Source organism: Streptomonospora nanhaiensis (genome assembly GCF_013410565.1).
GTDB classification, from domain to species: domain Bacteria; phylum Actinomycetota; class Actinomycetes; order Streptosporangiales; family Streptosporangiaceae; genus Streptomonospora; species Streptomonospora nanhaiensis.
Genome location: NZ_JACCFO010000001.1, coordinates 3825451 through 3850444, shown reverse-complemented (window position 1 = coordinate 3850444; position 24994 = coordinate 3825451). Strand labels below are relative to the sequence as shown.

17 protein-coding genes are annotated in these 24994 nt (G+C 64.8%); 6 read left to right on the top strand and 11 right to left on the bottom strand.

Annotated elements, in window-relative coordinates; genetic code table 11:
* Positions 1-5: 5 nt before the first annotated feature.
* Together HNR12_RS16880 and trxA are read left to right on the top strand one after the other, a co-directional pair.
* Entirely contained in the window at positions 6-422 is a 417-nt protein-coding gene (locus HNR12_RS16880; RefSeq protein WP_179768445.1) for a MerR family transcriptional regulator, read from the top strand.
* Positions 422-769 (top strand): thioredoxin, encoded by a 348-nt coding sequence (gene trxA / locus HNR12_RS16875; RefSeq protein WP_179768443.1) that lies wholly within the window; start codon positions 422-424, stop codon positions 767-769. The genes HNR12_RS16880 and trxA overlap by 1 nt, the downstream gene beginning before the upstream one ends.
* A 219-nt stretch (positions 770-988) precedes the next feature.
* Here the strand turns inward: trxA and queD are convergent, their stop codons facing one another.
* The 3 genes from queD to queC are packed head-to-tail and all read right to left on the bottom strand — an operon-like array spanning position 989 to position 2661.
* Positions 989-1345: a 6-carboxytetrahydropterin synthase QueD gene (gene queD, locus HNR12_RS16870; protein ID WP_179768441.1), complete on the bottom strand. Its 357-nt coding sequence runs from the start codon at positions 1343-1345 to the stop codon at positions 989-991.
* Positions 1346-1981 (bottom strand): 7-carboxy-7-deazaguanine synthase, encoded by a 636-nt coding sequence (queE, locus tag HNR12_RS16865; RefSeq protein WP_179768440.1) that lies wholly within the window; start codon positions 1979-1981, stop codon positions 1346-1348. It abuts the gene before it with no gap.
* Positions 1982-1983: 2 nt separating this feature from the next.
* Entirely contained in the window at positions 1984-2661 is a 678-nt protein-coding gene (gene queC / locus HNR12_RS16860) for a 7-cyano-7-deazaguanine synthase QueC (RefSeq protein ID WP_338119779.1), read from the bottom strand.
* Between the two features lie 128 nt (positions 2662-2789).
* Between queC and HNR12_RS16855 the strand changes: the two genes are divergently transcribed.
* The 4 genes from HNR12_RS16855 to dbpB (HNR12_RS16840) are packed head-to-tail and all read left to right on the top strand — an operon-like array spanning position 2790 to position 7182.
* A complete protein-coding gene (locus HNR12_RS16855) occupies positions 2790-3680 on the top strand; it encodes a hypothetical protein (RefSeq protein WP_179768436.1) in 891 nt (296 codons plus the stop codon).
* On the top strand, positions 3680-4810 hold the full coding sequence (gene dbpB / locus HNR12_RS16850) for a DGQHR domain-containing protein DpdB (protein ID WP_179768434.1): 1131 nt from the start codon (positions 3680-3682) through the stop codon (positions 4808-4810). The genes HNR12_RS16855 and dbpB (HNR12_RS16850) overlap by 1 nt, the downstream gene beginning before the upstream one ends.
* The gene (gene dpdA / locus HNR12_RS16845) at positions 4807-6027 is read left to right on the top strand and encodes a tRNA-guanine transglycosylase DpdA (RefSeq protein ID WP_179768432.1); all 1221 of its coding nucleotides are present in this window, start codon (positions 4807-4809) and stop codon (positions 6025-6027) included. Before dbpB (HNR12_RS16850) ends, dpdA begins: the two co-directional genes overlap by 4 nt.
* Positions 6028-6066: 39 nt before the next feature.
* Positions 6067-7182, top strand: a complete 1116-nt coding sequence (dbpB, locus tag HNR12_RS16840) for a DGQHR domain-containing protein DpdB (protein WP_179768430.1) — start codon at positions 6067-6069, stop codon at positions 7180-7182.
* Between the two features lie 87 nt (positions 7183-7269).
* Here the strand turns inward: dbpB (HNR12_RS16840) and dpdD are convergent, their stop codons facing one another.
* The 8 genes from dpdD to dpdE are packed head-to-tail and all read right to left on the bottom strand — an operon-like array spanning position 7270 to position 24844.
* Positions 7270-9312 carry a protein DpdD gene (dpdD, locus tag HNR12_RS16835; protein ID WP_179768428.1) on the bottom strand — a complete coding sequence of 681 codons (2043 nt, stop codon included), beginning with the start codon at positions 9310-9312 and terminating at the stop codon, positions 7270-7272.
* Positions 9313-9315: 3 nt separating this feature from the next.
* Complete coding sequence (gene dpdK / locus HNR12_RS16830; protein WP_218901960.1) at positions 9316-9834, bottom strand: phospholipase D-like domain-containing protein DpdK; 519 nt, start codon at positions 9832-9834, stop codon at positions 9316-9318.
* Positions 9831-14333: a protein DpdJ gene (gene dpdJ, locus HNR12_RS16825; protein ID WP_218901959.1), complete on the bottom strand. Its 4503-nt coding sequence runs from the start codon at positions 14331-14333 to the stop codon at positions 9831-9833. The genes dpdK and dpdJ overlap by 4 nt, the downstream gene beginning before the upstream one ends.
* Positions 14334-14335: 2 nt before the next feature.
* Positions 14336-15025, bottom strand: a complete 690-nt coding sequence (locus HNR12_RS16820) for a hypothetical protein (protein WP_179768424.1) — start codon at positions 15023-15025, stop codon at positions 14336-14338.
* Entirely contained in the window at positions 15022-18093 is a 3072-nt protein-coding gene (dpdH, locus tag HNR12_RS16815; protein ID WP_179768422.1) for a protein DpdH, read from the bottom strand. Before dpdH ends, HNR12_RS16820 begins: the two co-directional genes overlap by 4 nt.
* Positions 18086-18961 carry a protein DpdG gene (gene dpdG / locus HNR12_RS16810; RefSeq protein WP_179768420.1) on the bottom strand — a complete coding sequence of 292 codons (876 nt, stop codon included), beginning with the start codon at positions 18959-18961 and terminating at the stop codon, positions 18086-18088. The genes dpdH and dpdG overlap by 8 nt, the downstream gene beginning before the upstream one ends.
* Positions 18961-21558, bottom strand: coding sequence for a protein DpdF (dpdF, locus tag HNR12_RS16805; RefSeq protein WP_179768419.1), 2598 nt, complete (start codon positions 21556-21558; stop codon positions 18961-18963). The genes dpdG and dpdF overlap by 1 nt, the downstream gene beginning before the upstream one ends.
* Positions 21548-24844: a protein DpdE gene (gene dpdE / locus HNR12_RS16800; protein WP_218901958.1), complete on the bottom strand. Its 3297-nt coding sequence runs from the start codon at positions 24842-24844 to the stop codon at positions 21548-21550. The genes dpdF and dpdE overlap by 11 nt, the downstream gene beginning before the upstream one ends.
* Positions 24845-24994: the final 150 nt, after the last annotated feature.

Here is a 24994-nt window from a genome sequence, read left to right as displayed (position 1 = left end):
AAGGCATGCGCATCGGTGAACTCGCCAGACGCGCCGGGACCACCACCCGAGCGCTGCGGTTCTACGAGTCCCAGGGCCTGCTGAGCGCGCGGCGCGCGCCCAACGGCTACCGGGAGTACGACGAAGCCGACTACCGGCTGGTCAGCGAGATCCTGGCACTGCAGGCGGCGGGCCTGAGCCTCAACGACACGCGGCCGTTCGTGGACTGCCTGCGCTCGGGGCACGAGTCCGGGGACTCCTGCCCGGACTCCATCGAGGTGTACCGCCGCAAACTGGCCGACGTGGACGCCTGCATCGACCGCCTCAAGGAGGTCCGGGCGGGTCTGGTCGTCAAACTCACCGACGCGCTGGAGCGGCAGCCGGGCATGTGCAACATGACCGGGCCGCTCCCCGGCGATACCCCAGGCGACGAGGAGCCGTAATGCCACAGACGAGTGTGTCCGGCCGGGTCACCGCGGTCACCGACGCGGAGTTCGAGGAGCGGGTCCTCAACGCCGACGGACCGGTGCTGGTCGACTTCTGGGCGGAGTGGTGCCCACCGTGCCACATGATCGCCCCGGTACTGGAGGAGATCGCCGCCGAGCGCGCCGACTCCCTCACCGTCGTGAAGGTCAACAGCGACGAGAACCCGCTCACCGCGCGGGAGTACCAGGTGATGTCGCTGCCGACCCTGATGCTGTTCCGCGGCGGCCACCCCGAGCGCGTCCTGGTGGGCGCCCGCCCCAAGGCCCGCCTCCTGGCCGACCTGGTCGACGCGCAGGAGCGCTGACCCCCGGGCGGGGCGCCGTCCACCCCGCCGGCCGACGACGCCCCGCCCACAGCCTGTGGACAACCGGAGCACCGCGAGCGGCGCGCACCGCACACTGGCCCAGGCCACCCCCGAGCCGCCCAGGAGCCCCCCGGTGACCCACCCCCTGCCGCCCCACCACCCCGGCCCCCTAGCCGTCCCGGACCAGCGACCGCAGCCCTCAGCGAAGCAGCCCTTGCCTTACCTCCCCCGGAACGTGACTCCCGAGGTACACGTCTCCCGGATGGTTACCGCAGAGAGTTCCGGAAGAGCCGGTTCCAGGCGCCTCCATATCCACTGCGCCAGATTCTCGCTTGTCGGGTTTTCCAGTCCAGGAACCTCGTTGAGATAGTAGTGATCAAGTTGTGCCCGAATAGGCTCGAAAACCTGCTTCACTTCACCGAAGTCCATGACCCAACCCGCCTGCGGGTCGACTTCAGCGTCCAGGTGCACGGTCACTCGGTATGAATGCCCATGAAGACGCGCGCACTTGTGCCCTTCCGGGACACGGGGAAGCCGATGGGCCGCCTCAAAGGTGAACTCTCGAAATATTTCCATCTAACGAATCCCCAGATATTTGTGCGTCTGCAGCGAGAGCCGCCACCGGGGGTTCTTGAGGCAGTATTCAACGGCTGCCTCGGTGTTGGCCGCCAACTCAGGACCATCCATCGGCTGCAACCGGAAAACACCGAAATCCAGATGTTCGAACTGTGCGGGGTCACCTCCGGCCTGCGGGTAGACCAACTTCAGTTCGTCGCCCTCGGAAACCACCAGCTCAGCCCCGATTTTTGGACTTACGCACAGCCAGTCAACTCCTCGAGGCGGACGCCGGGTGCCATTGGTCTCGACAGCTACCTCAAAACCTCGCTCGTGTAGAGCGGCCACAGCCGCGTCGTCCAACTGCAAGAGCGGCTCACCACCGGTGCACACCACGAACCGATGGCCCCGTGATTCCGACGGCCAGGCGCGCTCAACCGCGTCCGCCAATTTCTCCGCCGATTGAAACCGCCCGCCCCCAACGCCGTCCGTGCCAACGAAATCGGTGTCGCAAAACTTGCAGATCGCCCGATGGCGATCTTTTTCGTAGCCGGTCCACAGGTTGCAACGTGACATGCGGCAGAAGACCGCAGGCCGGCCGGCGTGGCTGCCTTCTCCCTGCAGAGTATAGAAGATCTCTTTGACAAAATAACGCATAATTAGGCGTCCTGATACCGGATCGGGTCAGTGACGCCGGCCTCGGAAAATCCCTTGAGCCGGAGCAGGCATGTGTCGCAGTGCCCGCACGCCCTTCCCTGCTCGTCGGGGTCATAGCAACTCGAAGTCAGCGAGTAGTCCACACCAAGGCGAAGCCCTTCGCGGACGATGTCCGCCTTCGACATCTCGATTAGAGGCGAGTGAATCCTTAGCCGCTGCTTTCCCTCGACCGCAGCGCGCGTCGCGAGATTGGCCATCTTCTCGTACGCCTCAACGTACTCGGGCCTGCAGTCGGGATACCCACTGTAGTCCACCGCAGTGATTCCAGTGAAGATGTCAAACGCCCCCACGACTTCGGCGTAGGCCAATGCATAGGAGAGGAATACCGTGTTGCGGGCCGGAACGTAGGTGATCGGCACGCTCGTAGAGGCGACCTCGTCCACGCTCTCGTGCTTGGGAACGGAGATATCATCAGTCAGCGCCGAACCACCGAAGACGCGAAGATCGATGTCGGCAACCACGTGTCGCACCACGGACATCGTCTGAGCGACCCTTTGCGCTGCCTCGAGCTCGACGCTGTGGCGCTGACCGTATCGAAAGCTCAGCGCGTAAGGGGCAAAGCCGCGGTCTTTCGCGATTGCCAGGACGGTGGTGGAGTCCAGGCCCCCGCTGAGCAGCACGATCGCAGGTCGCTCCATGTCATCGCCCTTCAGTTGACAGCAACATCCCCGCGAGCATAGCGCTCGCAACCGACCGGTAGAGTAGCGGGCGCTCATGCCCGAGTTAGAAGCACAGGGAGTCAGTCCGCGTGAGGCAACTGTCGTTGGTAGTTACCTGCACGGACCGCAAGATAACGACTCCGGACCCAGACTTGCGGGTGCAGACGCTCCCCGAGGGGGACGTCGACCATCGGGTGAGCGTCTGGACGGCTCGCATCGACCGGGCTGACGATCATCTCCCCTTGAACCGGCTCTACAAGGGTGAGCACTGGGTGCAGGTCGGTGCACTGATCGAGCGCGCTCGTCAGGCGGGTTTCACTCCTGAACTGTGGGTGGTCTCAGCTGGGCTGGGACTGCAGCCCGCCTTAGCGACCGCCCCTTCCTATGCCGCCGCGCTCAGCCCTCGGCACGCCGACTCTGTGGCCTCCACCAGCGAGGAGCGGATCCGCTGGTGGGCACGTCTCCAGGCAGCGCGAGGAGCCGCCCGCCTCCAGGACTTGGCCAAGCGTGGCCCCGTGCTGCTTGTACTGTCTGAGGTATACGCCACGGCTTTGAACGCGGAACTGTGTGCGTTGGGTGAGGCAGGAGATGACGTCCTCCTTGTGGGAGGAGACAGAGACGTGACCGGTATTCAACGCGTGCCGGCCAACAGGGCCTTGCGCCGCGCTCTGGGTGGGACACTGACGAGCCTGAACGTCCGCATGGCGATCTCCTGGCTCGAACACTGCAGCCCAGCCGGTCGTCTGACGTCGTCCGACACCACTGCCGCCTGGACTCGGTGGGCGGAGTCGGTGCGATCCCCCGAAAGGTATGACCGCACACCTATGAGTGATGAAGCCGTACGTGCGTTCATCCGCGTACAGACGGAGCAGCATCCCGAGTACTCCAGGACAAGACTGCACCGACTGCTCCGGGAAAGCGGAAGGGCCTGCGAGCAGAAGCGGTTCGCCATGCTGTACGCACAGACGATGGGCGCCTGATGGGCGGTCGCGTCCTCAAGCGCCGGGCTCTGCGCATTCACCAGCACTCCGAAGTGCCGCTCTATGTGTTCACCCTGGCGGCCGAGGAGGTGAGCCAGGTTGCCGATGTGGCCCGCATCTCGCGCGACGATGCGGGAAAGCTCATCGGATACCAGCGCCCGGAGAAGAAGCAGCATGTCAAGCAGATCCTTGAGTACCTTGACAGCGATGAGGTCCTCTTCCCCAATGGATTGATCCTGGCGCTGCCCAAGTCGGTGCGCTTTCGTTCGAGTCCCGGCCCCTCCTCCTTTGACGGCCTGGCGACCAGCGGAACGCTGGAGATCCCACTTCCTGAATCCGACGCCGAGCCTCGCCCCGCCTGGATCGTCGACGGCCAGCAGCGCAGTCTGGCGTTGTCCCGTACCCGGAGGACAAGGCTGCCCGTCACCGCCGCCGGCTTTGTCGCCGAAGACATCCCGACTCAGCGCGAGCAGTTTCTTCGCGTCAACACCGTTTCGCCGCTCCCGAGCAATCTTGTCTCAGAACTCCTGCCAGAGGTGTGGACCCCGCTTCCCGCCAAGCTGTCGGCACGAAAACTGCCATCGGCCCTGGTAGACGTGCTCAACCAGGATCCTGAATCCCCGCTGCGCGGAATGATCAAACGAGCCTCCACCGGCTCGGACAAGCGCGGCGCGGTGATCGCTGACAACGGCCTGATCACCGCGATCGAGGAATCGCTGAACTCATCCGCCGGTATCCTATTTTTGCACCGAAACCTGTCCAACAACACCACCGACACAGTCACCATCCGCCGCCTTCTCATCACTTATTGGTCTGCGGTGCGTGAGACGTTTCCCAACGCATGGGGACTGCCTCCTACAAAGAGTCGCTTGATGCACGGAGTCGGAATCCGAGCCATGGGCCGCCTTATGGACAAGGTCATGGCGAATGTGGACTTGAACACCGAAGATCCGATTCTCAGCGCACGCGGAGAATTGTCGGTAATAAAAGAACAATGCCATTGGACACAGGGACGCTGGCCGGAACTCGGTGTCAACTGGAACGAACTTCAGAACACTCCGCGACATATCAGCACTCTCTCAAATTTCCTTATTCGTGTATATGTTCAGGCTAGGGCAAGCGCGTCGTGAAGTTCTATTTCCCCGATAGTCAGGACCTGGTCAGCCCCACCTATGATTTCCTCAGCGATGAGTACTCGCCAACGCGCGTACGCCAACGTGACGACCTCTACGCCCACGAGGTAGTCGGATCCCAACCCTACGACGGCATCCTCGTCAGCAAGGCGATTGTCGACGGATCAGCCAAGGGTTCGGGAAAGTACACTTCGGCGCAACGCGCGCGACTCTACCGAATGGGGGTACGCCGTTTCTTCAGACTTCCGGAGGGTATGGAATCCCTGGGTGACTGCGGTGCATTTAATTACATCGACGAGGAGCATCCTCCGTATACCGTAGATGAAGTGCTTGACTTCTACGAAGGGTGCGGTTTCGACGCAGGAGTAAGCATTGACCATGTCATCTTCGGGTTCACTCCAGCCGCCGATGACAGAGACGTGGATCCCGCGTGGGTGGACCGCCGATCCATATCGTTGAACCTGGCCGAACTCTTCATTGCCGAAGTCAGGCAGCGCAAGGCCAGCCTCGAACCCGTAGGCGCAGCCCAAGGCTGGAGCCCGAAGAGTTACGCCGACAGCGTCCAGCAACTGCAGGCAATGGGCTACCGCCGGATCGCCCTCGGCGGAATGGTCCCCCTGAAGACTGCCGAGATCCTCGCGTGCCTGGAAGAGATTGATGCGGTAAGGGCGGACGACACACAACTCCACCTCCTTGGCATCACCCGTGTTGACAGCATGGCGAAATTCAAGGACTACGGCGTAACGAGTTTTGACAGCACCTCAGCGTTTCGACAGTCCTTCATGGACGATCGCAACAATTACCATACCCGGAACGAGTCCTTCACCGCCATACGTGTACCACAGGTTGACGGAAACCCGTCCCTTAAACGCCGCATACTGTCGGGAACAGTATCCCAGGCAGAGGCGGTTGTAGCCGAACGAGAATGCCTCAAACGACTCCGCGCCTTCGACCTAGGTGAAGCCGACCTCGATGACGTGATCGATGCCTTGGCGATATACGAGGCACTCGCCAATGGCCCGAAGAAAAAGAGCTATATCGATTTCTATCGTCGAACCCTTGAGGCTTCCCCCTGGAAAACATGTCCCTGCGCCCTGTGCCGAGAGCACGGGATCGAAATCGCGATCTTTCGGGGCACAGAAAGAAACAAACGCAGGGGCTTCCACAATCTGACTGTGCTCGAATCAAAGATGCGGGAACTCGACATCGCATGATGGATGCCTGGTATCCTGCCATCTGACCTAGGAGATAATGTGGCCGATCGTTACACCCTTCGACTGCCGGCCTTGGAGATTCGCCAAGGAAGTCGACGGATCTACTGCTTCGCCGTGGACGGCAAGAAGATGCACGGCTTTGCCGCGGTGTCTCGAATCCACAGGGACGAAGAGAAGAATCTGCAGGGGTACCAGCGGCCCGAAGTACTGAGCCACATCCGCGCCATCCGCCGCTACCTGGAGTCCGACGGCGCCATGCTGCCGAACGCCATCGTCTTGGCGTTCGACCGCCGAGTAGAGTTCGTCAGCCACGGCCCGACCGGGAGTGTTGACTACGCGGTGCCGGGGGAGCTCGTCATACCGGTCGACGAAACCCAGTCCGACGACGAGAAACCGGCGTGGCTGGTCGACGGCCAGCAGCGTAGCGCGGCGATTCGCGACGCCGATCTTGCGGAGTTCCCTGTTGCCGCAGTCGGCTTCATCGCCGATGGTCCCGCCGAACAGCGTTCCCAGTTCATCCTGGTGAATTCCACCAAGCCGCTGCCCAAGGGGCTCATCCACGAGCTTCTTCCAGAGACCGCCGGCCATCTCCCGCCCTCGTATGTGCGGCGCCGTCTCCCTGCGAAGCTGATGACCCGGATGAATATCGATCCCGAAGGACCGTTCTACGGCAAGATCGCCAGCCCCACGGCTCCGGACGGGTACATCAAGGACAACAGCATCCTGAAGATGCTGGAGCACAGCATCTTCGAAGGAGCCCTGTTCCAGTACCGCAACCCCGTCGACGGCTCCGGGGATGTCGACCGCATGCTGCTCCACCTGCGGTCGTACTGGAAGTTGGTCCAGCAGACCTTCCCCGATGCCTGGAGGAAGCCGCCGCGGAACTCCCGCCTGACGCACGGTGTCGGCATTCAAGCCATGGGCTTTGTGATGGACGAACTTACCGAAGACATGCCCGCGGAAGGCGTCAAGTGCGAGCGGGTCAGGGCTGCGCTGCAGAGCTTGGAGCCCCATGTCGCCTGGACGTCCGGCACGTGGAAGTTCGGCGAAGGCGACGAACGCAAGTGGAACGGCCTTCAAAACACTCCGAGTGACGTGCACCTGCTGCACGCGCATTTGAAGAAGGTGATACGCAGGGCCGGGGTGCGGATCTGACCCCTCCGGAACCGCGCAATCACCGTGCACAAGTTGCGGGGTGCGTCCGCCGGCCTCCCTCTGGGCGCACCCCGCTACCGCCCCCTTCTACAAAGCCTGGGCGTAGGTTTTGAGCCCCGCAACAGCCTCTTGCACCAATGACGCCGATCCGCTTCCCCGGGCATACCTGATTGCATCCTTGTCCGCATAGGACTGGATGAACCCGGTCGCCGCGTGGGTGGCACAGCGGGTGGCAAGCACCACAACATGGGCGTTGCGCGCCTTTTCTCGGAGAGAGGGGGACCCCACCTTCTCGTGGGCTACCGAGACCTTCACTGCTGGAGCCACCCGCTCCAGCTCCTCTTTCGTACGGCTGAGCACCCTTTCATCGAGGGAGTAGAGCAGAAGGGACACGGGAGGGATGGCGGTGAGGGGGTCCTTCTCCTCCGGTTCCGCAGCCTCCTCCCATTCATAAGCGATCCCGAGCTCGCTCGACAACTTTCGTGCGAAGTCGCGCATCGAGGGGTCGAGGCGGCGCTGATGCTGGTGGAGCGGATTGAGCAGCGCCACCGCGAGGTTGGTCCGGGCGTCGGGCTCCGGGCAGGCAGCCAACACCAGCCGGTCCGCGAAGTCCAGCGCCTCTATTGCCTTGTCGGGAGACACCCACTGCGGGCATGTACCTCGCAGCGTCTCCAGCAGTTCCGTGTAGGCCACTGCCGGCGGCGACGACCGCAGAGCGATCTCCGTAAGCGAGTGCAGCACCAGGAGGTCGACAGGAGCGAACTTGTCGAACGAGACCGCGTAGGTGATGAGTTCCATCGCGGTGGCGGGAGCCGACCTGTCATAGCCGACGGCCTCGATGAAGGGACTGACCAGCGATTGCCAGACCCTCTCCCACTGTGCATCGTCCAACTCCCCGAGACGCTGACTGAGTTGCGTGTCGTACTCCGCCGGCGAGGGCCATTCCCGCCAGATTTCGTCGGTGCTGGCACTCTTGCTGTCGATGGCACCGGCGGCTGCCAGGTCGATCAACTCCAGCCAGGACTGCGGCTTCGCCCTCGCCGCGTCTTCGTCGGCGCTCGGTGTATCAGGGGTCGCCTTTTCCGGCACGGTGCGGGCATCGGGCGCGGGGCGGGGATGCCGCAGCAGCAGAGCAGCCGCCTCCCGCGCGACGCAGACGGGTACCGCCGCCTCACGGCCGCCCTGACCCAGCGCGGCCCATATCCGGTCGACATCGGCGGGGTGCCTGCGTCCCAGCGCGGCCGTCAGGAGCACGGTCACCGCCTCATCGCCGTACTTCAGGGGATCCTCGTGCAGGGGGAGGTTGATGGGCCCCGCATCGCGGAGAGTTGCGATCGCAGCCTCGACATCTTCTCGCTCCAGCGGACTCCGTAGGTGCACCGAGTACACCGCGTTGAGCACTGCCTCTTTCACTGGCACGGGCGGGTCCTGGCGAAGGACCCTGCCCAGCCCTTCCATGGTGAGAAGTTCTGCGGCCAGACCGAGGCGATCCAAACGCTTGATGCGGAGGTGGGCGAGGTTGGTCGCAGAGACTCCCCCGCGCGCCGCGATCTCCTCGAGCAGCGACTCCGAGAGCGGCGCGCCTCCAGAGGTGAGGGCCGCCTGGAAATCGGCGAGCAGTCTCCCCAACGGCTTGGGGATGCGCCATTCCCGCCGCGGGCCGACCATTGTCACCTGCTGCATCAGTCCCAGGGCCTGCCGTAGGGCAACACGGTGGTGGGGGGCCTTGCCTGTCTCTACGACAAAGGTGGATCGCTCCTGTGCGAACTCGATGACGGCTGCATCGACAGGGTCGCTGGGGTCCAGACGGGCTGGAGCGGCGATCCCTTGAGTAGCGAAGCTCGGGCCGGCGAACGCTTGAAGGAGTTCACGGATGTAGGGGACATCGGCGTCTTTAAGCGCGATCACGTAGATCCCAAATCGATCATCGCTTCTGACCAGGCGCGGCAGAACCACGGGAGCGTCGCTTACGACTTCGAGGCGGTCCAGGAAGGGGCGATAGAGATCGGGATACTGGCGAATGTAGTCGTAGGCATCGTTGCCAACGCCGAAGAACCGATCAGCGAGCGTCTTGAGGCGGCGGCGAGCCTCAGCGACTCTGTCTGGTTGCGGGGGGTTGCTGTCGGTCACCACTCAGACTCTCCACTGTTGCGCGAAGTCCAGGTGCGTCTGGGAGACTCCGCGGCTGTCGACTGTGTACGTCACCTGCTCTTTACTGCTACCGAGCCCGTTGACCGTGAAGTTCATCGACCCGGTCAGCATCCAGTCCCGCCCGCAGATCGTCTTCTCGTGGACGTCGGGATCGAGAACCACGTGCAGTCGCCGATTGTCGCGCACCAGGGAGCGGAGACGGGCAATGAACGTTTCGTTGTGCGCCCCCGGTCTGGTGACCACATGGACTCGCGCCCCCGCGGCGGCGATAAGCGCGAGCATCTCCGAAAGTCGGCATCTCGCCGATGGGCTTCCACCGAGGACCGCGTCGAACGCTCCGCGGGAGTTGTCGAGCACCTCGACGTCACTGATCCAGCCGGAGACGACCCAGAGGTCGTGTCCTGGCGCGATGAGTTCGGCAAGCAGCACCGACGCGATCAAGGAGTCCGCCCGCAAGCCGGTCCCGACACCGGTGCGCACGGTCCGTTCAAGACTGCTCACTGCTCGGCCTCCCGAAGCTCGACCCGGACCCTGAACTCACTGCCGTATCGGGTGATGTCCTCGACCTCGCCGTAGATCCGCATGACATCGCGGTCGACAGCCAACGCCGGTATGCGCGCCACGGCATCGCTAAGGGCCCGGCGGTCACCAGTGGGGCAACTCAATTCGACCGCGCCGGCATCGGCGATCGCCTCCTGGTAGCGCTGCTGCCAATCGGGGTCCGTGACGTCGATGCGGGGCAGGCGCTCGTCGTATGCGGCCTCGAGAAGGAGGCGGTCGAGAACCATCGGCCGGTCCAAGAACGGCTGGTAGTGCTCCAGGTGGTGATTGCGCGCGCGCTCTCCGCGCGGCCAGAGCACACTGAATGCCTGATCCGCGCTGAGTTTTTGACGCCCTCCGATGTCGAGCTTGCCGGAACCGACGGTGTAGGCGATGATTCGCGCGTCGATCTCGATTCCGAGCCGCTGCTGGAGCCGGTCCCACGCGCGAACCAGGCCCAAAGCGGCCGCGTCGGTGTCAGGGCCGCTACCAGGGCGAAGAAGGCGCGTGGAGAGCGAGGCGATGGCGCTGTGCTGCGGCGGTCCGTCGAGTTCCGTCCACGCGTCGCGGAGTTGGCGCAGGGCATGGTCGGACTCCTCGGCCGACTGTGCCGCTCGAAGGCGTTGGACGGCCTTTGCCGCGGCGCCTGAAGGGGAGTCGTGCACGACGTGCTGCAGGAGCCGGGTAAGTGTGGCGTCGACGTACTCGTACTCGTTGGGCTGCAAGGACTTGCGCACCAGGGACCAGAAGCGCCGCGGATCATCACTGTAGAACCGCACCAGGTTCTCGATGACCCCCAGACCGCCGATCGAGGTCTCGCTGAGCCAGATGGTGGCCGGGGTGCCCGGCGAATGCTCTTTTTCGACGTCGACGATGATGTCGGTGTCCTGAGCGTCTGGACAGGCCCGGAGTGTGGCGTCGAGAATGGCGGCAGCCAAGGTGTCGGCGTAGGCGCGGTGAGCAAGGACCGCCGTGCGCTCGGCCACGTCCTTCGCGACGAGGAGTTGGCCGGCGCGGTCCAACGCCTCGATGACGACGGGATCGTGGCTGAGTTCGGTCAGTGCGGCGCTGAGCCGACTGGCGACCTGCGACGGCGACTCGGCCGTCTCGTCGCCCTCGCGGTAGAGCACGCGGAGGATCTCGTCCAGCCGGTCCCGCCAAGAGCCGTTTGCGAGGGTGGCCAGCACCTCCTCAGAGCTGCGGTCGGTGTCGTCCAGGCCGGCAAGGGAGAACGCGGTCAGGTAGATGAGAGCCAGCCAATCGCGCTGGAAGGTGTTGGCCACCTCGGCCAGGCGCGGATCCTCGGCGACCGTGCGGAAGAACGCTTTGGAGCGCCATTCCGGTGACTGGAGGTAGTCCTGGACCGACGGGTCGCCGCTGTCGAGAGGGGCGATCCGGATCCGCATCGCGTCCACATCGAGGGTGAAACCGAGCGCTGTGGGCCGGCCTCCATGGGTGTAGGTGATTCTGCGACGCTGGCTGCCTCCATTCCCCTGCCAACTGACCTCGCAGTCGGCTCCATAGGTCAGGCGACGAACCTCGACCGCGTTCCCCCCGACATGGGTCGCGAAGGCCACTGACATCACTCGGGAACGCCATGGAGACGGATCAGGGACATCGGCTTCGCTCGGGGGGATGTCGTCCGCCCCGGAGATTTCCGTGGCCCAGAGCGGCCGGCCTTGGGAACGGTCGGCGATGTCGTCGGGCGGCGTGCTCAGTTGGATGCGGTCCGGGCGAATGACCTGGATGCCCGGCTCCGCAGCACCGGACCGCCATTCTCCCTGAGGATGCGCCTCGCACACGATGTCCTCAAGTTCGAGGACATCACCGTCGCCGTCGGGAATGGGCAGCCAGGTGCGGTGGTCGTCGCGCTTGTGGCCGTAGCGGCGGCTAACGCGTCCCGGCACGGCTTCCCTGAGAGCCTTGGCCACCGGCATGTGCTCCTGGGTCTCACCGTCCCCGAACGGGAGATCGAATGTGACCTCCGGCAGGTTGAGCGAGTCGAAGAGGGTGCGCGTGATGAACTCAGGCAGCACCGCGTTCGGCGCCGCGCCCGGATCGTTGCTGAGCGGTCGCCATTTGCTGCGCAGGCGACGCAGTGCCGTGGGAGCGACACCGAGCAGCAGCGATCGCGGTTGCTCCCACAGAAGCGCCTGCACCTCGTCGGCATCCACCTGAAGAGCCCGCTCAAGGTAGCGCGCAAGGTCGGTGTGCAGATCTTCGTCTCCGCGCAGAAGGCTTTCGATGCGATCTGCGAGCCAACTGCGATCCGGTGAGTCAGCCTTGTTCAGGTCCCACGGCTGCGACAGCAACTGGCGGGCGTCGGCCCAGCCGTACCTGTGGCGGAGGTCGCGCCCGAGCCAGTCGATGAAGACCTGGGCGGCCTGGATCTTGAGCACGTACCGATTGCCGACCGGCAGGCTGCGTGCCTGCAACTCCGGAGCGAACAGAGACTCATAGCCCTGATAGGCGAGACGGTCGCGACCGTAGTCGGACAGGACGACGATGGTTACCGGCCGGGTGCCCCGCCGCCGACCGGCACGCCCGCGGCGCTGGAGGAACGCCGCCGAATCGTAAGGTGCCTTGTGCTGGAGGACAAGACCAACGCGGGGATCGTTGAACCCCACCTCCAGCGAGGCGGTGGCGACGATGAGGTCGGCGCTGTGGCTGACACCGGTGTCCTGGGACGACGTGCGTCCTACTTCGAGCGCGTGGGCCGTCAGTCCTCGATCGAGGTGGTGCCCGATCTTCGTGACGAGGTCCCACGACTGGCCGTCGCGGTAGCGAGCGTCGTGCTGAGGCAGGTCGGGGGACCGCAGCGCCGCGAGAACCGTCCTTCCCCCGGCGAGGCGCTTTCCGTACCGCGACTGCTTGCCTTCAGCGTCACGCAGATCGTTGTAGAAGCGGTTGGTGACGTCGAGGTCGTCGGTGAAGACGAATCCGGTACTGCCGAAGAATTGGGCCGCAGGGTCGTTCGGATACTCCTTGGGTACCAGGAACCGGCCGAACAGCATGGCCGTCTGGATGGACGTGGAAAGGAGGCTGGTGCCCGAGGTCGGGTCTCCCCGGAGAGCGATGGCGTACTCACGGCTCTCCTCCTCCATGGCGTCAGGCGCGGGCTGAATGTACTGCACGTCAGACGGCGACAGTCCCGTCAACTGCGCGAAGAACCCCTCTGCGTCTTTCAGCGTGGCGCTCAGACCGACGAAGGTGACGCCTTTCTGGGCGGCGTGGCGCCATCGCCGCAGTAGCAGGGCCACCTGGGCCCCTTGGATACCGGAGTAAGTGTGCACCTCGTCGAGCAGTACGAGGGAGGGGCGGGGGCCACCCAACCAGCCGAGAAGGCTGCCGAGTTCCGGATTCGCGCTGTGGCGGTTGAGCATCTCCGCCGTCGCGAACAGAAGGTCCGGGCGCCGGGAAAGCAAAGTGTCGCGGGTGAGCGCGAGGCGCCCTTCCGGGATGGTGTTCCCGCACTTGGCACATACCAGTCGCTCGATGTTGCCCCTGCGATCGTTCTCCCGCCAGACCAGGTCGCCCACGGCGCATCGCGGGCAGGTGAGATATGGGCATACCCACCCTTCGCGGACCCGACGCCAGTTCTTGTAGAGGGAGCTCTGGGTTTTGTCGAGCTCCTGGGCACGCCATAGCGTGTCGGCGTACAACGCACCCAACCGCAGCGGACGCCCTGATCCCCTGGCGAACGCGTCGGCGATGACTTCCGCGGTGCTCAGGGCCTCGCGCACCTGGTCCCGCAGCAACTCCACCCTGGGGTAGATAGCCAGGGTCTGTACAGGCGGAACGCCCTTGCCGGCCGCCTCGGCCATTGCCGCGAACGCCGGCAGGTAGAAAGCAAGAGTCTTACCGCTGCCGGTGCCCGCGCCTACGATGACGCCTCGGCTCTTCCCGCTTCGCAGGGAACGAAAAACCGCCTCGGTGGCGTCCACTTGGAAGCGGGAGAGGTTGCGCGCCCCGATCTGCTGGGCCGCGACCTTGCCGGCGAGGTCACTCCACCCCTTGAGCCGTGACAAGTGCCCCAGGGCCTCAGCAGGGGGGACGTCCCGCTTCGGGTATCGGCGGGGCGCCGTGTGCAGGCGGTAGTCGGCGACAAGGCGCTTGCCCTTCTGCCACCAGTTCTCCGGGGGCTCCGCAGACGAAGGCCACGTCTGGAACACCTGCCGCAACTGCGCCGTGAGCCGCAAGGCCTCAGCGAACCTGCTCCTGTACTGCGGGGGCACCGTTCCGGGGACCTTGAAGAGGAGTGCCCGTTGACACAGGCGTTCCAGTACCGCCTCAGGTGTTGTGTCAGTGGAGGCGGACGGGTCATCGGCCAGTGCGCGCTCGATGGCCTGACGCACCTCGTCTTCAGACAGGCTGCCGCCGGTGACGCCCCACGAAAGCAAGGGGAGTTCCTTGTCTTCGAGCTCGTTCAGCAGACGGTTGATGAATTCGGGGGGTAGCACCGTCAAAGTTCCTTCCTGCGCAACTCGACCGCGCCGTCCCACGCATGGGTACGCAGCAGCGCGACCTCCTCGTCTGTCAGATCGCGCAGGGTCAGGCCGCCGCGATCCAGGCGCTCGAACAAGGCCACGAGTTCTTCGGGGACATCCCCGAACTCCTCCAACTGCTCCTTGAGGTGGTCGTACTGAGAGAGGAACATCGTCAGCGTGGTGGCGGTCGGCACGTCAGCGGCGGCTTGTTTCCTGAGATCGCGCAGCATTCGACGTGCCTCGTCCTGGCGGGTCCGCTCAAGAACCGGGATGTTGCGCAGGGGCAACGAGGCCAACCGCTCCTGCGCCCAGGCGTGCCAGCCCTCCTCTACCTGGGCGGACACCTCCTTGGCTGTCCTTTCGATGTTCCTTCGTGCGTCCGTGAAGGCACGATTGTCGGGTAGACCACCCGCCGCCTTGCGTCGCAATGTGTCAAGGGCGCCCTGTGTCGACGTGCGGGGCATGTCCGCAGCGGTGTGGGTGGCAAGAGCCTTTGCGGCCTCGAGGCTGCTTCGGAGTCCACTCAGAGCGGCGGTGGTCTCGTCGACTCGTTGAGCGACACGCTTGGCCTGCTCCACCCCTTGGTTACTGGCGTCCAAGCGGCGGATCTCACTCTGGAGCTTCAGCGCCTTGTCGAGCACCGAGGACGGCTCGGGCGCGGTCACTGTTCCGGCTCCTTTTCATACTCGGCCACGAGAGCCCCCCAGTCGTCAAGAAGGCCCTGGACTCGCTCTGCGGCGGAATCCCCGAGGGAGTCACTGCGTGCCGCAGCCTGGGCCAGTGCTTCATCCAGCCATGTGTCACCGGCGATGAGGAAGGTATGAATGACGTGGAGGGATTCACCCCTATCCCGAGAAGCGGCGATGACTCGCGCCTCCCAACGCTCCCCCTCGTGTATGTCCCGGACCTTCGTGAGGTCGCCCTCCAGCGTGCCGACCACCTGCCAGTCAGCGGCCGCCGCTTTATCGATCAGGTCGGTGAGGCGTCGCTTCGTCTCTGAGGACGGGCCCAGACCCACCGAGGCTGTGCCATCAAGGGCTTTCGCCACCGCAGCGGCCGCTTCCCGCCCAGAATCACCAGCGGGCAACCGCTTCCGCACACTATCCAGGCGCTGCGACAATTCCGCTACTTGCTGTTCGATCAGCGATTCCCAGTTGGAAAACCCCCGCACCGCGTCCGCAATCCAGGAGGGGAGCCTGTCCGGCGGCACCCACCGCCATACAGAAGCCGCCTCCCGCAGGAGGGGGAGAGCACGCGCCGCGTCGATGAGACGAACGGCGCCCGTAGTACCTTGGGCCACGCCCAGACTCAAGCGCAGCCGTTCCACGAGATCGCGTCTGCGGGCCACGTGGTGCTCGAGGACCGAATTCCACTGGCGGATCCTCACCTCGTGGTCCTGGCGCTGCCAGTCCTCGCCGTAGTCCAACGCCGCGGAAAGCAACTGCTGCTCACTCATATCGGGCCGGGCCTGGCCGGCGAGCGCTGCTCCCAGCAGTGATGCGCGGATCCCCATGACCAGATCGGAGTCGTCGATCTCCAGTTGCCGGCGGATCTCCAAATTGAAGGTGCGGGCATGGACATCTGCCAGGCGGGCAAGCCGCCTGACGTCCTCCGCACGCGGGCGACCGGCGTTGGCCTGGATTTTGACCAGGCTCTGGAAGAACAGGCTGTTGGCGGCGCTGCGCCTGAAACGAATGGGGGCCGAATCCGCGCCAATGCGGTTCTCACCGCCAGCGCCCTCGATGGAAACGATGACCGAGGAATTCTGCCAGACCTTTTCCGACTTCAAAGCCGTCTTGGTTATCTCCTTCATCGGCGGGGACTGCCACCGGTATCGAAGCCTGACAGCCTCCATCACGATGCCGCGGATCTCGCGAGCGACCGCCTGCGGAAGGACCTTCTCGCGGCTCGCCCACTCCTCGATGATCAGGAGGCGTCGACGCAGCGATTCGGGAAGTTGTTCGCCTTCTGAAGGAACGGACTTCGCCTCTGTCGCCTCTACTCGCCTGTCAGGAGACCTCGGCGGCGCCAACCTGCCGAGGGCGTCGTCGTCCTGCGGTAGCGGCCGGAAGGCGAACGCACCGAGAATACCTGCCTCGATGTCCCGGGGGTCATCCGGCGCATCGCCCCAGAACTCCAATAGGAGTTTGCGACGTTCTCCGTCCAACTCGTCGAGGAGATCCACCTTCTCGGAGACTGGAGTGCTCAACGCCTTGTCCTGCTCTACCTGTCGGAACCTCTCGCGGAACCTGCTGTCGGGGAAGGTTCCTTCCGCGATCGCCGAGGCGTGCTCCACCAGGACCGGCCGCACCACGCTCCCGAGCACTGTACGAGGAATGAAGGCCAATGGCTGGTTGGCCGGAGCGACGGAGTGCACAGCGCGGACGAGGGCGGGACGGTTGAAGGGGTAGAGCCCGTATCCCTCCTGGGTGACCCCGAAGGCGTTATGGCACTCCGCCATAACCGGACATGTCTCACACTGGTTGGGAGCGTTCTTCCCCCCCAGGCGCTCGATCGCCTCGCGCCCCAGGCGGGCGGCGTTGAGGTAGCGGCCGACGAAAGAAGCGATCGGTTCCGTGCCGATGTCGTCTTCGCTGAACGGGACGTCCAGGTCGTAGACGTACCCCGCCGTGGCGGCGGAGACCCGGGTCATCGCGGTCTCCGGAAGATCCTGGAAGTAGCCGGTCGTCACAGCCATCAACGTCCGCACGGGCGCGTACTTCACTCGTCCCTCGCGATGGGCGGCCTCGGTCACCGCGTCGAGGAGTTCCCGCTGGACCCCTTGGATAAGGGCGAAGTCCTCGATGAGGAGCACGATCTCCTTGCCCTGGCGGGCGTATGCCTGCCGCACCTGGAGCATGGCCTCATGCAGCCGCCCCGTTCCCAGGTTCGCGACGCTGCGCACCGCGGCTTCCAGGTGCTGGTTCAAAAGGTCAACGGCGGCCGCCTGCAGAGCCGACCGCGCCACCAGGTGCCGCATGAGGCCGGCGGACACCTTGGCCGCCTGCGTCGGGTCTTTGAGGTCCAGCGGCAGGTCGTCGACGGTGAAACCGGGCGGACGTTCCGATGCGGTGCTCTCGCGGTTGTGCAGCAACTGGTGAGCGAGCTGGGGCACAAACCTGCCTGGAGCCAGCATGTGCTCCTGGATATAGGGGTCCTGGAGGATCGTCGCCAGTCCCCTGGGCCCGACGAGCACGCGCGCGTCCCCCGACATCTCCCTGCTGCTGGTCGCGGCGAGCGACTCATTGAGGGCATTGATAAGGCGACGCGCCACCGCGGTCTCGTCCGCGCCTTCGCTGAAGGAGTTGATGTCGTTTCTCAGGCTCGTCAGAGCATCGTCCTCGATCCCGCGGAGGAGTTCCTCGATCACGGCTTTGAGGCTGGTCCGCGACTTCTCCAGATAAATCACCTGGCGCTTGTCGGATGGGGGGACCTGTTCACGCACCCAGCGCACCAGATGGGACTTGCCGGATCCTGAGTCGCCGACCACCGGCATCAGAAGCGCGCCTGTGTCGGCCCTCCGATTCAGGAAGTCGCCGAGGACGGTCGTTTCGTCGACCACCGAATCCGTATCGGTCGGGGTCAACCGCCGTCCTTGGATCCGTGCCCGCCGGATTCGGAGGGGAGCGTGCGTGGCGAGGAAGACGGCCGGCGAAGGGCTAATCGCCTCGGTGTTGATCGTCGTGGCCGCGTTTTCCGGTGTCCAGCACAGGAAGCCTTGAAAGTCAGCCACGGATCTCCTCCATCAGGCGAATGGAACTGCATTGGAGCGGATGTACTGATTCGGGGTCATGGATGCTGAGCCAGTGGCGTGCGTCGGCATCACGCTCGAGTGTGATCCAGCCTTCGTGCTCTCCCCTGAGGAGTGCGAAGGACAGCGCCGCTCCGGCCGCGTCCTCGCCTGGCGAGGGAACGCCTACGGCGACGGAGTACTCGCCGCCCGGCAGCACCGGCAATTCGCGGCGGAGACGGTGCAGCATGTCCACGGCCCCGAGCGCGTCCCCGGGGCTCCAGCATCGCCTGAGTACCTGTTTAACCGCCAGCGTGCAGTCGGGTGTCAAGCGGTCGGTCCACAGGGACGGAGCGGCAAGCCCGAGTGCGGTCGACCAGTAGGCGAAGCGCGTCCATCTGAAGTCGTTGATGATCGCCGGTCTGACCTGGGGCTTGAGGGCATCCTTCTGCCGGGCCTGCGCCTCCTCCCAGTTGAGAGCCGTTTGATGAGGTTCGAGAGACAGGAACCAGCACAGCGCCCGCGTGAGGTCGCGGGCATCCTTCTGGCTGTCGTTTTCGCCGATCCCGGTGTTCCATTGAGGTGCCAGCACCGCGTCTCGCAGCACCTCGTGGAAATGGTCCGCATCGTGGCCGTCGCATTGCCGGGCCGCGCCGGCCAGCGCGAGTTGACCACCTTCATCGGAAACCAGCCCGTAGTCGCGCAAGGTGTTCACGGCAAAGGTGAACATCTTCCCTTCGTCGCGCAGGGCCGGGGGGTTCAGCAGTTCCCTGACTCGTTCGAGCCGCATCGGCCTCTTGGCGGTGCTGAGCAGGCGCACCACCGTCCACATGGGTGTCGGAAGCGATGCGGGGTCGTTGAGAAGAGCCACTACAGGGTCCTCCAGGCAGTCTGGACCGAGATGCTCGGGGTGTGGATGTCGGCGAGAGGGGAACCAGGTCTGTCTGGATGCTCCAGAGTTCGAGGATGGACCAGGTAGAGGACGTCCGCACTCTCGAAGCGCAATCGCGTCAGGTAATCCATGGCGGTGGCCTGGGAGCCGAGAACCCAGATCACAGGGCGGGGATGCCTCTGCAAGAGGTCGCCGTCGTTGTCGTGCACGACTGGATGGGGCAGCGCGCCAGACTGGATCTCCCGTACTTCGGCAGCGGTCAATCCGTCGCCGCCGATGGTTGGCATACCTCGGCGGCACAGGACCGTCAGCAACTGCGGGAGGAGGTGCCGGCGTTCCTGCTCGGTGTCCCAGGTGATGCTGAGGCAGGTCTGCCCGGGCGGCAGGAACCTCCCAAGAACCCCGCCCGGGTGGTGTTCGGGCCATGCGACCACTGGCGGGACCGGCACCCATGGCCGCCGGTAGAAACCCACCAGGTCCTGACCGGGCAACCCCCCGTTGCGGCAACTGGGGCACCCTCGGCACGCTGCGGCGGTGGTCAGCCCTTCAACGACGTAGTACTCCGCGAGGACCTCGCCGATGCATCTGTCTCCCCGCAGCGCTGAACGGAGTTGTTTCAGACCGAGTCGCTGGCTCTCTAGAATGCGCTTCCTGGTTCGATCGAACGTTTCCAGAAAGTGCGTTCGATCATTCGTCCTGCCATCGCGTAAGGCAACCACGATGGAACTGACGACCGTATCGGAAGGGGCCCCTACATACTTCTCCCCCGGATCGTCCGCCGCTTCAGAGGCCGGGTCCGAGGCTTCCGGAGCCGAAAGGGTGATCATCCCGGCTCTGGCCATGAGGTTGAGCGTACGGATGTTCCAGAGCCGATTCTGATCATAGCCTTCCGAGAGGTGGGAAGGTAGGACGTCAAGGTTTACGCGGAATGACTCAGTGCCCCTCTGACGGGAATTGTCTTGGTACATGGCCTTCCAGCGATCCTCGGCCTTCTCCGGCCCGATGATCCGCGTGGAGTTGAGTTTTTCGGCAACGGGCAGATCACCGCGCGTGGTCGCCAAGTACGCCAATGAAGGTGTGCCGTCCCGTCCACCGCGCCCGACCTCCTGGTAGTACCGGTCCACCGTTTCCGGAAGACAGGCGTGCACGATCGTCTTGGCGTCGGGGATATCGACTCCGAGACCGAACGCCGAGGTCCCCACTACCACGTCGAAGAGGGTAGGCACCGGGCCAGCGAGAGACCGACCGCCCCAGCCCTCCAGAGCTGCTTTACGGGTATCGTCATCGGCCTTTCCGGTGATGTGCGTAACCCGTTGCAGACCGGCGTCGCGAAGCCGCGTCGTCCATGCTTGGGCGTCCTCCACCCGGGACACGTAGAGGACCATCGGTCGAGGCAGCAGCGTCAGAGCCCGCAGAACCGCGGTCGTTCGCGCCTCCTCGGAATCAAAGGTGTCGACGTAGTAACTCGGCTCCTCCCGGATCTGCGAAGCCCAGACGAACTCAGTGCCCCCTCGGCCGCCGAAGAGGTCTCGGATCGTGTTGACCTGCTCCTCCGTCAAGGTCGCGCTCATCGCGACGGTGCGCGGGGCACGCCCTTCGGGAGCGATGCGCAGCCATGTGCCGTGCTGGCCGGCGATCGCCTGGTAATCCGGGCGAAAGTCCGTCCCCCACTGGTCGACCAGGTGCGCTTCGTCGATGACGAAGTAGTGGAAGAGGCCGCTCTCCGCGACGTCCTCCAGCGTCTCCTTGAGTCCTTTGGCGACGGACTCGGGCGAGGTGATCAGCACCTTCTGCCGACCTGAGCGAAGGTCGTCCCGCAGGCACTCCTTGATGTCGTCGGCCAGGCCGCCGGTGTAGGCGTAGTGACCGCTCGGCGAGCCGTGGCCGGTCTTCTCCATGATTCCGCGGAGCCGCTGCTCCATGTCGAGCGCCAGCACGACGGTCGGTACGACGATCACCGAGACACCGCTCTGCCGTCCCCTCAGCAGTGCCGCCGCGAACGCCACGTTCGTCTTGCCGTTCCCGGTGGGGAGACACACGACGGTTGTGCTTCCGGGCGGGGCGAGGACGACGCTCCGCGCCGCCTGCCGCTGGCCGGCCGAGAGGTAGTTCCCGAAGCCGACTCCAAGAGCGGTGTCCCAGAAAGGATCGCTCGCGCAGTCCTCGAACTGTCGTCGCTGAACGGAGTCGGCGCCGAGGTAGACCTGTTTCAGATCGGCCTCCGCCGCGGCGGCCGCGGTTCCTTCGGGGGTCGGCGGGTGCCAGGGGTCGGCCCAGACGTTCAGTGTCCCCTCCGCCGTTGGCAGCACCCGGCAGTGAGCCTCTTCCCATTGGTCCTGCGTTGGGAACTGCGGCACTGACGGGATCACCAAAGGCGTTTGGTTGCCCCGGGCATGGGCTTCCAGCAGGACCTGCCGGGTGATGGCGGCGATGTCCCGCCAGCCCGCCGAACCGTCGTCAAGGCCCGCAAGGGCATCCCTAAGGCGGCGGACGGTGCCCGAGAGTTCGCGTTCGACGTTGGACTTCGGCCATTCAGCGAAGAGGCGACTCGCTTCCGCCCAACCGTCATATGCCACTTCGCACCCTTTCGAACCCCGACCGCACAATGCAGGACGCTGCCACAACCCGAACGGTTGGCTCGGAAAGTCCTTCGATCAGCGCTTCGGTGACATCGACGTTCAGCAGCAGGCTCTCCGAGTCGCTCACCAAGTGGCCGGCGGCATGGCGGGCCAGAGCCTGTGCCCGGATCACGGCGTTGCGCTCGCGGGCCCGCTCCTGCGCCTGGGCGCACTTCCGCTCAAGGTCGGTGACCTCGGTCAGTCGCTCTCGGCATATCCGCTCGGCCGCGCGTGCGGCCCCTTGGTATCTGTCCCAGCCTCCGAAAATATCGATAAGTCCCTTGATTCGCTGGAGGTTGTAGTTCCGATCTCCGGATTTCTTGTCGTAAGGACGTCCCAACCAAGCATTCAACTGCGGATCTGTCACCGGCATGTCACTTCCGGACGGAATCCAGACCCTGAGCATGAAAGGGGGAAGGACCCGGTCCGCCTGGCGCCTCAGTTCGGTACTGGCGTCGAACGATCCCGTGTCCAGTTTCAGCGCACCGCCGATATCCGCTTCCACGAGGAAATCGAAACCGAAGTACGGAACGGGCGCTCCCGCGAAGGAACGGTCGAGTCGGCGGAACGCGGCCGCCTGCCCCCGGTCGTCGATACGGAGCAGGGAACCCAGGGCGTCGACGAGAGGGTTGCCGTGCCGGAGAATACGGGTGCCGGGAGTCCGCAACGCGGCTGAGCGGTTGAAGACTCCCTGCGCGGACTCCGGCCGGATCCGCTGCCTCTCCCGGCCCCAGAGCCTCGGATCGAGCAGGGGCTGCGAACCGGTGATGTCGAAGACGTCTCTTCGCCTTCCCTGAACCTGGCGCTCCTCGGCACGGAGTTCGATCCCACCCATGCCGGAGGTGTAGTGCAGCAACGCCTCGCGGGTCTCACGCCACCGCGTTTCGAACTCATTGAGCGCGAGTGCGACGTCATGGGTCTCCGAGACTGTGGAGTGGATGGACTCAAGCATGTCCATCTTGTCGATCGCGGCGCGTGCGGCGGCCAACTCCGCCCGGACCGTGCCGACGCTTTCGGCAAGCCCGTCGACGCTCTGCTCAAGTGCGAGCCGCCAGGTACGCGGCAGTCCTTCGGCGATCGCGTCCTGGAGCGTGGAGACGGATTCGGTGAACAGCCCGTAGCCATTCTCCAGCAGTTCCGCCCAGGCTTCGGTGAGGGTATCCGCATCGACACCGGCTATTCGGTACTGGTCGGCCGGTGCGGACGCGTGGATCGTCTCCATACCGCGATAACGGTCGATCCGTCCGAGCCGCTGCTCCAACTGGTTAGGCGACCAGGGGAGCCGCGCATGGACGACCGTGTCGGCGGTCTGCAGGTTCAGCCCGTCTTCAGCGGAGTCGTCGGCGATGAGTACGGCGGTCTTGACTTCGGGGGACCGCCACGCTGAAACGGCGCGTTCAGCCTCGTCGGCGCCAACCCGGTGAGTGTGTTCGCCGATTCGCACCTTCGGGAAGCGTGCGCGCATCCGTGCCGCCAGTTCCACAGCGAGCGTTCCGGGGCCGCAGAAAACGACGGCGCGCTTCCCTCGAAGCACCGGCACGATGGCGCGGATAAGCCCGTCGATTCCCGCTGCTGTACCGCCTTCGTCGGTGAGGCGGGCCTCAAGCGAGTCGAGCACGGCGTCCTCGACAGTGAGGACCGGGGCTTTGGCGAGTGCGGCCTGTTCCCGGGAACTCAGGCCAGCAGACCTGGCTCCGTCCGGATCACCGCGGACACGCCAGCGGAGCGCTCCAAGGAGGTCTCCCGCCACGACTCCGCAGCGGGAGGCGAGGACCGCCAGGACCATGGCGTAGGCCGGGGCATCCTCGGTGCCACCGGTGTCCAACAGGTAGTCCCAGACCGCGCTCTGCCACTCGGACACCGCGACTTCGGTGGCTTCGTGGACCGGGGTATCCACGCGCAGGGGGGCGGGCGCCTGCCGTCCGCGGACCTCGTAGGGCGCTATGTCCGAATCCGGGTCATCCCGGAGGACTGTGTCGCGGCGGTGCCGAATCACGCGTCGATGCAGCCGGTATGCCTCGCTGAGGTGCCCTCGCACCGCTTGGATACGTGCCGTGAGTTCAGTCGGAGCTACGCCGGACTTGAGTTCGTCATCCTCGTCCAGCAGGTCCAGGACCGCGGAACTCAGTTCGTCGAAGCGCCTGTCTTCGGCGGGCAACTGCTCCCGGATGTCGGCGATTGAGGACGGAAGCAAGGGAGTGAAGTCACTGTCCAGGCCGTAGACGCTGTCGGCCAGACGTTCACGCAGTTCGTAGCGGTGCTGGAACGATTCGCGGTCGTTCCAATCGTAGAGAACGGGATCGAGCAGATGAAGCAGGCCCAGGTGGGTCGTGTAATGGGAGGTGACCGGTGTCGCCGAAAGCAGCAGCAGTCGCTCGGCGGAATGCGCGAGGGCGGTCAACTCCCGATAGGGAGACTCCTCCGGCCCGCTGTCCTGAACCAGCCGGTGAGCCTCGTCAACCACGAGGAGATCACAGCCGTGGTGGGACGTCCAGCGCTCGGGGTCTTCGTGGGCCACGACCTTGACCTTCGCCGCAGGGAAGTCACTGATGAAGAAGCGGTCCAGCAGTTCACCGATCCACTGGCGACGCAGCATCTCGGGGGCGAGGACGGCGATATGGGCGTTCCGGTTGTCGATCAACGTCTGCCGGATGACGAACCCGGCCTCGATGGTTTTTCCGAGGCCGACCTCATCGGCCAGGAGGTACCGCTGCACTGGATCGGAGAGCACGGTCAGCGCGGCATGCACCTGATGGGGATACAGTTCCACGGCGGACGAGAGAAGCGCGAACGTGCTGGCGCTTGCACACCGCTGTGCGATCAGGTTTCGGAGCAGCCCCATCCGCGCGTCCTGGAACGCGGACTCGCTGCCGCCGGCGGCGAGGACGGTTACGGGGTCGCGGACCGGGAGGTCCCAGCGGATGCGCAACTGCCCCTCGGCAACCGGCAGGTCGTACTCGGCGTTCGGGAACCGGATGAAGTAGCGGTCGTCTCCCGACGCCCCCATGACCCGGCCGGCCATCCATACACCTGTATCCGGATTGCGCCAGTACACACGCGTCTCACGCTCAAGGCGTACACGTCTGCAGTCCGACGCGGCGATCCACTCCGAGCGGGCGACGGGCTCGGCAGTCGATTCGAAGAAGTCGACACGCACCCTGGCCCCGTCGATGACGCCAATGCGACCGACCCCCGGGGAATCCGAGTATGCGACCATATGCCCGATCTCGTAACGAGGCGACATCCTTCTCCTCACGCAGGACAGTTAATACTCTCAGCGACGCGAGGGCAGGACAAACCGTTGGCCGACATTGGAAACCGCCCTAATTCCGTTGCCGGCCCGATACCGACTGTCAGCCATCCTCGTTCCCGCAATCGCGCGCCCGCGCCCGGC

What these genes read in the sequence shown, in the direction of transcription:
- HNR12_RS16880 (WP_179768445.1), top strand. Translation starts at nt 6, where the DNA reads ATGCGCATCGGTGAACTCGCCAGACGCGCCGGGACCACCACCCGAGCG.
- trxA (WP_179768443.1), top strand. Translation starts at nt 422, where the DNA reads ATGCCACAGACGAGTGTGTCCGGCCGGGTCACCGCGGTCACCGACGCG.
- queD (WP_179768441.1), bottom strand. Translation starts at nt 1,345, where the DNA reads ATGGAAATATTTCGAGAGTTCACCTTTGAGGCGGCCCATCGGCTTCCC.
- queE (WP_179768440.1), bottom strand. Translation starts at nt 1,981, where the DNA reads ATGCGTTATTTTGTCAAAGAGATCTTCTATACTCTGCAGGGAGAAGGC.
- dbpB (WP_179768434.1), top strand. Translation starts at nt 3,680, where the DNA reads ATGGGCGGTCGCGTCCTCAAGCGCCGGGCTCTGCGCATTCACCAGCAC.
- dpdE (WP_218901958.1), bottom strand. Translation starts at nt 24,844, where the DNA reads ATGTCGCCTCGTTACGAGATCGGGCATATGGTCGCATACTCGGATTCC.